The 7,679-nt window shown below is 66.4% G+C and carries 9 protein-coding genes and 1 pseudogene; 5 read left to right on the top strand and 5 right to left on the bottom strand.

Features of this window, described 5'->3' with window-relative positions; genetic code table 11:
• Positions 1–650: hemerythrin domain-containing protein (locus JOZ79_RS10305; RefSeq protein ID WP_294073826.1), on the bottom strand; the 650-nt coding region annotated here is incomplete at its 3' end.
• A 306-nt stretch (positions 651–956) separates the two neighbouring features.
• Positions 957–1,685, bottom strand: a pseudogene (gene mtgA, locus JOZ79_RS10300) (monofunctional biosynthetic peptidoglycan transglycosylase); the annotation flags it as partial.
• Between the two features lie 55 nt (positions 1,686–1,740).
• Here mtgA and JOZ79_RS10295 point away from each other — a divergent pair.
• The 3 genes from JOZ79_RS10295 to panD all read left to right on the top strand — a co-directional run bounded on the left by JOZ79_RS10295 (position 1,741) and on the right by panD (position 5,273).
• The gene (locus JOZ79_RS10295; protein WP_294073825.1) at positions 1,741–2,094 is read left to right on the top strand and encodes a DUF4186 domain-containing protein; all 354 of its coding nucleotides are present in this window, start codon (positions 1,741–1,743) and stop codon (positions 2,092–2,094) included.
• A gap of 43 nt (positions 2,095–2,137) precedes the next feature.
• Positions 2,138–4,795 carry an alanine--tRNA ligase gene (alaS, locus tag JOZ79_RS10290; RefSeq protein ID WP_294073823.1) on the top strand — a complete coding sequence of 886 codons (2,658 nt, stop codon included), beginning with the start codon at positions 2,138–2,140 and terminating at the stop codon, positions 4,793–4,795.
• A 67-nt stretch (positions 4,796–4,862) separates the two neighbouring features.
• Positions 4,863–5,273, top strand: a complete 411-nt coding sequence (gene panD / locus JOZ79_RS10285; RefSeq protein WP_294073828.1) for an aspartate 1-decarboxylase — start codon at positions 4,863–4,865, stop codon at positions 5,271–5,273.
• Between the two features lie 117 nt (positions 5,274–5,390).
• On the opposite strand, the gene JOZ79_RS10280 is transcribed toward panD, so the two are convergent.
• On the bottom strand, positions 5,391–5,807 hold the full coding sequence (locus JOZ79_RS10280; protein WP_294073821.1) for a DUF3597 domain-containing protein: 417 nt from the start codon (positions 5,805–5,807) through the stop codon (positions 5,391–5,393).
• A 112-nt stretch (positions 5,808–5,919) separates the two neighbouring features.
• Between JOZ79_RS10280 and JOZ79_RS10275 the strand changes: the two genes are divergently transcribed.
• Positions 5,920–6,516 carry a DUF4142 domain-containing protein gene (locus JOZ79_RS10275; RefSeq protein WP_294073819.1) on the top strand — a complete coding sequence of 199 codons (597 nt, stop codon included), beginning with the start codon at positions 5,920–5,922 and terminating at the stop codon, positions 6,514–6,516.
• Between the two features lie 66 nt (positions 6,517–6,582).
• On the opposite strand, the gene JOZ79_RS10270 is transcribed toward JOZ79_RS10275, so the two are convergent.
• A complete protein-coding gene (locus JOZ79_RS10270; RefSeq protein ID WP_294073816.1) occupies positions 6,583–6,744 on the bottom strand; it encodes a hypothetical protein in 162 nt (53 codons plus the stop codon).
• 155 nt (positions 6,745–6,899) lie between these two features.
• Here JOZ79_RS10270 and JOZ79_RS10265 point away from each other — a divergent pair, with 155 nt between their 5' ends.
• Positions 6,900–7,430, top strand: a complete 531-nt coding sequence (locus JOZ79_RS10265) for a hypothetical protein (RefSeq protein WP_294073814.1) — start codon at positions 6,900–6,902, stop codon at positions 7,428–7,430.
• Here JOZ79_RS10265 and JOZ79_RS10260 read toward each other — a convergent pair.
• On the bottom strand, positions 7,417–7,679 hold a 263-nt coding region (locus JOZ79_RS10260; RefSeq protein WP_294073812.1), incomplete at its 5' end, for a cupin domain-containing protein. The genes JOZ79_RS10265 and JOZ79_RS10260 overlap by 14 nt on opposite strands.

Here is a 7,679-nt window from a genome sequence, read left to right as displayed (position 1 = left end):
TTCTGCTCCTCGCTGAGACCCTGCTTGAAGCGCGGGAAGACCTGTTCTTCCTCCATGTGCGCGTGAGTCGCGACGAGCTGGCGGAACTCGCGCACCTTGTCGAGCCAGGCCGGCGAATCCGAGCCCATCTCGTTCAGCTCGTAGATGAAGGTCTTGATGTAGCCGTGCTCGCCTTCAAGGTGGTCGGCATCGACCGCCTCGTTCGCATCGCGAAGCGCCGGGTAGACGACCATCTCTTCCTGGTGCGCGTGCTTGTCGAGCGCATGGGTGAGCTTCATCAGGAGCATCTTGCGCTTGAATGTCTGGGTCGAGTCCGTCGCGAGCATCTTGTCGAAGACGGCGAGAGCCATGTCATGCTCGGCGGCAAGGATCTCGTCCCAATCGCCGGCCATCGACTCCATGCCCTGCATCAGCGCCTTGCGGCCATAGTTTGCAGCAAAGCCGATCGCGACGCCGGCGAGCGCCGCGCCGAGCAGCGGCCCGGCGTTGTCGCCCCAAGAAAAGGCGCTGCGGTTGTTGCCGCCGCCGCCGCTGCTGCTGTCGTTGTTGCTTTCGGTCGAGCTGCTGCCGCCGGAGCTCCTGCCACGGCTGCTCGAGCTGCGGCCACTGCCGGTGCGGTTGGACGAGCGGCTCTGGGTGCGCGTTGCCATTGTTATTCTCCTGGCTGGGTTCGGCGCATCAACACTTTGGGCAGCGCGCGCGTTCCTGTCGCCGGGGCTTTTGGCTCACCATTCGCCGCGTCATTGGAGACTGTTATCGCTTGCCGGCGGGTTCGGGAGCGCTGGCTGGGGCTCGTTGACGACCTCGGGCTCGGACGGAGCCCGAGGTGGCGGGGGCGCGGCGTTGACGACCGGCGGCGCAGTCCTGGACGCCTCGTAGTCCGCGCCGGGCTGGGGGCGGGGCACCTTCGCCACTGGTGGCGGCGCCTTCTTTGGCGCAGCCACGGCGCCGGCGTAGAGGCAGGAGTCCAGTCCATCGCGCGCAACGATCGGGATGCGAGCGGCAATCGTATTGCCGTAGCGCCGAGTGAAACCCCTGGGCGCGATCGCTCCGCGTTCCTTGGGCAGCGGCAGCACCGCCGCAATTCGAGCGGCCTCCAGCGCCGTCATCGCGCTCGCGTCATGCCCGTAGTAGCGCTGCGAGCCGGCGTTTACGCCGTAGGTGCCGATGCCGGTCTCGGCGAGGTTGAGATATACCTCCATGATCCGGCGCTTGCCCCACAAATGCTCGATCAGGAAGGTGAACCAGGCCTCCGCAGCTTTCCGCGCGTAGCCGCCGTTCTGCCAAAGGAACGCGTTCTTCGCGGTCTGCTGGCTGATCGTCGAGCCACCGCGGATTCGACCTCCCGAGGCGTTGCGCTTCATCGCGTCCTCGATCGCGTGCATGTCGAAGCCCTTGTGGCTGCAGAACTTGCTATCCTCGGCCGCGATCGCTGCGCGCACCATGTCGCGGTCGACCTGGCCGATGGGCATCCACTCGCGATGCGCGCCTCGACCAGCGATCATGTCCGAGATCATGGTCGCGGTGATCGGCGGGTTCACGAAGCGATAGGCGAGCACCCACAAGACCGAGAGCAGGATCAGCGCGACGAGGATCTTCACGATCCACCCGACGATGCGCCGAAGAAGCGGCCTGCGGGTCTTTCGCTTGTAGCGGGGGATGGAAGACTTGGGTCGGCGAGCCATGCGCGACTGCTAGCGGCGATGACAAATGCCGTCGAGAGTCCCAACTGTGGTAGCTATGCGCGACCTCGACACCGTCTTCGTCCGACTTGCCGGCTCACCGTTCCGGAGCCGCTTCCGGCTCGGGCCGAAGGAGCGCGCCTACGTCGCCGAGCGTGGCCACGGAACAGTGCTGGAGCATGCCCGCAATTTCATCGCCAAGCGCCTCGCTCCGGCCGAACCGCTCAACGACGGCAGGCAGACCCCGATGCGCGGGCACCCGGTCTTCATCGCTCAGCATGCAACCGGGACCTGTTGCCGGACCTGCCTGGCCAAATGGCACGGCATTCCGGCTGGGCACCCGCTCACCGAGTGCGAGCAGGAGCATGCGGTCGATGCCATCGCTCGGTGGATCGAGGACCAGACCGGCTAACCCTCGCCTTGCCGCAGTGCAGCACAGCATTTACATCGCGGCTATGACCTCGACGAACGACATCCGCCGCTCCTTCCTCGACTATTTCGAGAGGAACGGTCACGCGCGGGTGCCGTCGGCTCCCCTGGTGCCGCAGAACGATCCGACGCTGATGTTCGTCAACGCCGGCATGGTACCGTTCAAGAACGTCTTCACGGGCCTCGAGACGCGGCCCTATTCGACCGCCAGCAGCTCGCAGAAATGCGTCCGCGCGGGCGGCAAGCATAACGACCTCGACAATGTCGGCTACACGGCGCGCCATCATACCTTCTTCGAGATGCTCGGGAATTTCTCGTTCGGCGATTACTTCAAGGATCGCGCGATCGAACTCGCCTGGACCTTGATCACGAAGGAATGGGGGATCAGCCCGGACCGGCTGACGGCGACGGTCTACCATACCGACGACGAAGCCTTTGACCTGTGGCGCAGGATCAGCGGCTTGCCCGAGAGCCGCATTATCCGCATCCCGACCAAGGACAATTTCTGGGCGATGGGCGACGACGGTCCGTGCGGCCCCTGCTCCGAGATTTTCTACGACCACGGCGAGCACATCCCCGGCGGTCCGCCCGGCAGCCCGGACGAGGACGGCGACCGCTTCGTCGAGATCTGGAACCTCGTCTTCATGCAGTACGAGCAGGCGGCGGGCGAGATCGTCTCCGAGCTGCCGAAGAAGAGCATCGACACGGGCATGGGCCTCGAACGCATCGCGGCCGTGCTTCAAGGCGTCCACGACAATTACGACACGGACACGTTCAAGGCGCTGATCGCCGCGAGCGAAACGCTGACCCAGACCAAGGCCGACGGCGAGCAGCAGGCGAGCCACCGCGTCATCGCCGACCATTTGCGGGCAAGCGGCTTCCTGGTCTCCGACGGCGTTCTGCCGGCCAACGAGGGCAGGGGCTATGTCCTGCGCCGGATCATGCGCCGCGCCATGCGCCATGCGCACCTGCTCGGGGCGAAGGAGCCGCTGATGTACCGGCTCGTGCCGGCGCTGGTCGCCGAGATGGGCGCCGCTTACCCGGAGCTGGTTCGCGCGCAGCCGCTGATCGAGGCGACGCTGCAGCAGGAGGAAACACGTTTCCGCCAGACGCTCGTCAACGGCCTGCGCCTGCTCGACGAGGCAACGTCGTCGCTGCCCGAAGGCGGCACGCTCGGCGGCGAGACGGCGTTCAAGCTCTACGACACCTACGGCTTTCCCTACGATCTGACTGAGGACGCGCTTCGCGCCCGCGGACTCGGCGTAGACCGAGCCGGCTTCGACACCGCGATGGCCGCGCAGAAGGCCGCCGCCCGCGCTGCCTGGAAGGGCTCCGGCGCCAAGGCGTCCGAGGACATCTGGTTCGACCTTGCGGAGGAGCATGGCGCGACCGAGTTCACGGGTTATGCCGGCGACGAGGCGGAAGGCGTGGTGCTCGCGATCGTCAAGGACGGCCAGCGCGAAGACCGCGCCGAAATCGGCGACACCGTCGACCTCCTGCTCAACCAGACCCCGTTCTACGGCGAGAGCGGCGGCCAGGTGGGTGACAGCGGCAAGCTGACCACGCTCAAGGGCTTTGCCGGCGAGGTCGAGGAGACATCGAAGCCGCTCGGCAAGTTGCACGTCCTCCGAACCAAGGTCTCCGCCGGCGAACTGTCGTTGGGTGAGACCGTCCACCAGCAGGTCCACAGCGAGCGACGCAACCGCATCCGTGCGAACCACAGCGCCACGCACCTGCTGCACGCGTCGCTTCGCCGGCACCTCGGCACGCATGTCACGCAGAAGGGCAGCCTGGTCGCGCCCGATTATTTCCGCTTCGACTTCTCGCACCCGAAGGCGCTGACCCGCGAGGAAATCGATACGGTCGAGGCCGAGGTGAATGCGCAGATCCGCTCGAACGAGGCCGTCACAACGCGCCTGATGACGCCGGACGAGGCGATCGCTGCCGGGGCGATGGCGCTCTTCGGTGAGAAGTACGGGGACGAAGTCCGCGTGCTTTCGATGGGCCGGCTGACGGACAGCGACTATTCGGTCGAGCTGTGCGGCGGCACCCACGTCCGCGCGCTCGGCGATATCCAATTGCTCAAGATCGTCTCGGAAAGCGCAGTCTCCTCCGGGGTTCGCCGCATCGAAGCCCTGACTGGCGAGGCGGCACGGCGCTGGCTCGGCGACCGCGAGGCCAAGCTGCGCGAAGCCGCAGCAACGCTGAAAAGCGCGCCTGACGAAGTGCCGGCTCGCATCGCCGCTCTGGTCGAGGAACGCCGCCGGCTCGAGCGGGAGTTGGCCGATGCGAAAAAGGCGCTGGCGATGGGCGGCGGAGCGTCCAAAACGGAGCCTGCCGGGCCCGAGGATATCGACGGGATCCAGTTCCTCGGCCAGGTGGTGGAGGGCCTTGATCCCAAGAGCCTCCGCTCGGAGGTCGACGCCATGAAGCAGCGCCTCGGCTCGGGCGTTGCCGCGCTGATCGCGGTTAACGACGGCCGTGCCAGTGTCGCCGTCGGCGTCACCGATGACCGCACCGGCCAGGCCAGCGCGGTCGACCTCGTCAAGGCGGCGGTTGCGGCGCTTGGCGGGCAGGGCGGCGGCGGCCGTCCCGACATGGCCCAGGGCGGTGGACCCGACGGCGCCAGGGTCGCCGACGCCCTCCAGGCCGTCCGCGATGCGCTGCAGAAGGTCGCGGCCTAGTCCCCGCCGCTAGGCTCACTACATATCCAGCGCCTGAGGGCGCCCCGAACGAGGAACCGGTCCAGTGATGCGGATCATGATGAAGGCGAAGATTCACCGGGCGACGGTCACTCAGGCCGACCTGCACTATGTCGGGTCGGTCACGATCGATGCGGACTTGCTCGACGCCGCCGACCTTCTCGAGGGCGAGCAGGTGGCGATCGTCGACATCACCAACGGCGCACGGCTGGAGACCTATGTGATCCCGGCGCCGCGTGGGAGCGGAATCATCGGAATCAACGGCGCCGCCGCGCACCTCGTGCACCCGGGCGACCTCGTCATCATCATGAACTATGCGCTTTATGACGAGGCGGAGCTCAAGGACCGCGAGCCCCGCGTCGTCCATGTCGACGATCAGAACCGGGTCATGAAGATCGGCAACGATCCCGCCGAGCCGGTGCCCGGCGCTTCTGACCAGAAAAGGTCTGTCGACGCCTGACGCGATTCGTGCGGGGTGGCAGCGCCGCCCGAGCTCGCTAAAGTCGAGGCGGCGCTGCCGGAGACCGCTCTGCGGCCCATTGGTTACGAGTTGGTGACCAGGTCTGGTTAAGACGGATCAGTGCCGCAGGCTGTCCGGCACGACGCCGCCGTTTTCGGCAAGCTTGTCCATCACCGCCTTGTGAAGCGCGATATTCTCCTCCGCGCTGCCGTCGGCGCCGGTGTGGACGTTGAGCTCGTTGGCGAGCTGCTTGCGGGCGTCGAGACTGGAGTCGAGATCGAGCAGCTTAAGCAGATCGACGATCGAGCTCTGGTAATTGCCACCGCCGCCCTTGGCAGAGGCCATTTCGCTCAACACCGCGCCGACGTCGACCGATTGCGGCGCTGTGGTCTGGGCAGGAGCGGTCGCGGTCGCAACGCCTGCTCCGCTGCCGGTTGCAGGTGCCTGAACAGGTGCGGAAGCGGTCGATCCCTGGGCGGGTGTGGCGGACGAATGGTGGAAAATCTTGTTCATGATGCTGCCGAAGATGCTCATTGTCGGTCTCCTAGAGGTCCTCGAACAACAACGAAACTTGATGCCGGAAGGCTCCTGTCAGGAACGTCCGGACCCGCCGGCTCGTTCTGCAGGAAGGACGAGGAGAGCAAGCATGACCATGAGGCTGACCATCCTGCTGGCCGGCACGGCACTGACCGTCGCGGCCTGCGGCAAGCACGACACGACCAACGACATGACTGCCAACAATGCCGCCGTAACCGATAACGGCATGACCGCCGCCAACGGCATGGCGGACGAGAACGCCATGGCACCGGCCGGAGAGCCGCTGACAGCCCAGTCCTTCGCCAATGCGGCGGCGGCAAGCGACCGCTTCGAGATCGAAAGCTCCAAGCTCGCCGCCGGCCAGGCGAGCTCGGCCGCGGTCAAGAAATTCGCGACAAAGATGATCAGCGCCCACACCGAGTCGACCGCAAAGCTCAAGGGCATCGCTGCCGGCATGAGCCCGGCGATGACCCCGGACGACACGCTGAGCGCCGACCAGGACGCGGCGCTGTCCGGCCTCAAGGACCAGAAGGGCGCGGCGTTCGACAGCGCTTATGCCGCCGCACAGGTCACGGCGCACCAGAAGACGCTCGATGCGCTGAAGGGCTATGCGGCATCCGGCGACGACGCCCAGCTCAAGAGCTTCGCGTCGGGCCTGATCCCGACCGTCACGGCGCATCTCAACATGGCCAAGGCCCTCAAATAGCGCGGGTCAGGCGGAGCGTCGCCCGGCGCTCCGCAAGCCGCCGGCCCGGGCGGCGTCAGCGGCGCTTCACTTGCACTTGGCGAAGTGGCCCTTGGCGTCGCGGCAGAGCTTCGGCTTGGGCGGGCATTTGACGAACTTGCCGGCCTTGTCGCGGCAAGCTGCCGCCAGTGACGGCGCAGCGCCCGCCAGCAGGCTGAGCGCGGACAGCGCGAGCACGATCTTCTTCATGGCAGTCCTCCCTTCGGCTTGGGGACCGCCAGTGTAGGCTGCCCGACACCCCGGCCAAGTGAAAATCTGATTACAAGCGGGGCACATGGACCGGGCCTCCCGGCAGCCGGCTGCTAACCTTTGCCGGTTCGACGGCAACTGCGGTAAGGGGGAGCATGTTCGACGGATGGGAGAATTTCTTCCTGATGGCCGGCGGCGCCGCGGCGGTGCTGATCGGCCTCATCTTCGTCGTCATCAGCCTGATGCAGGACCGGCCGCGCTCGCAAGTGCTCGGCGGCGCCAAGCTCTACATGGGGCCGATCGTCCTTGGCCTGAGCTTCCTCCTGGCCTTGAGCGGAGCGGCGCTGGCGCCCGGGATCGATGCACCTGACTTTGCGATCATCATTGGAGTCATCGCCCTCTGGGGCCTGTGGCGCGGCATCAGGTCGACCATCGGCATCGCCCGGCTGAAGGAGGTGCAGTGGACCGACGTCTGGTTTTACGGCGTGTTCCCGTCGGCGGTCTATGTGGGGTTCGCGGCGGTCGCCTCTGCCTTCTGGACCAATGCCCACTGGGCTCGTCCCTCCCTCGCGGCAGTCATCACGCTTGGCCTCCTCCTTGCCATCCGCAACGAGTGGGACCTCATCACCTGGATCACCCCGCAGGCCGAGGAAGGCGGTCACGGCGACGATCTCAGTCAGTCGTAACCGTCGATCCCGCGAGATATTCCTCGTCGCTGACCTTCTCCATCCACGTCACCACCCGGCCGTCGAGCGCTTCCTGGAGGGCGATGTGGGCCATGGGCTCATCGGGCGTGGCGCCGTGCCAGTGGCGGCGGTTGGGTTCGCAGAAGACGATGTCGCCGGTGCGGATGGTCTCCTTTGCCTCGCCCTCGCACTGGTGCCAGCCGGCGCCCGAGACGACGATCAGCGTCTGACCAAGAGGGTGCGTGTGCC

It is taken from the genome of Sphingomonas sp. (assembly GCF_019242355.1).
In the GTDB taxonomy this organism is placed as follows: Bacteria; Pseudomonadota; Alphaproteobacteria; order Sphingomonadales; family Sphingomonadaceae; genus Sphingomicrobium.
This window is presented reverse-complemented; position numbering and strand designations above follow the sequence as displayed.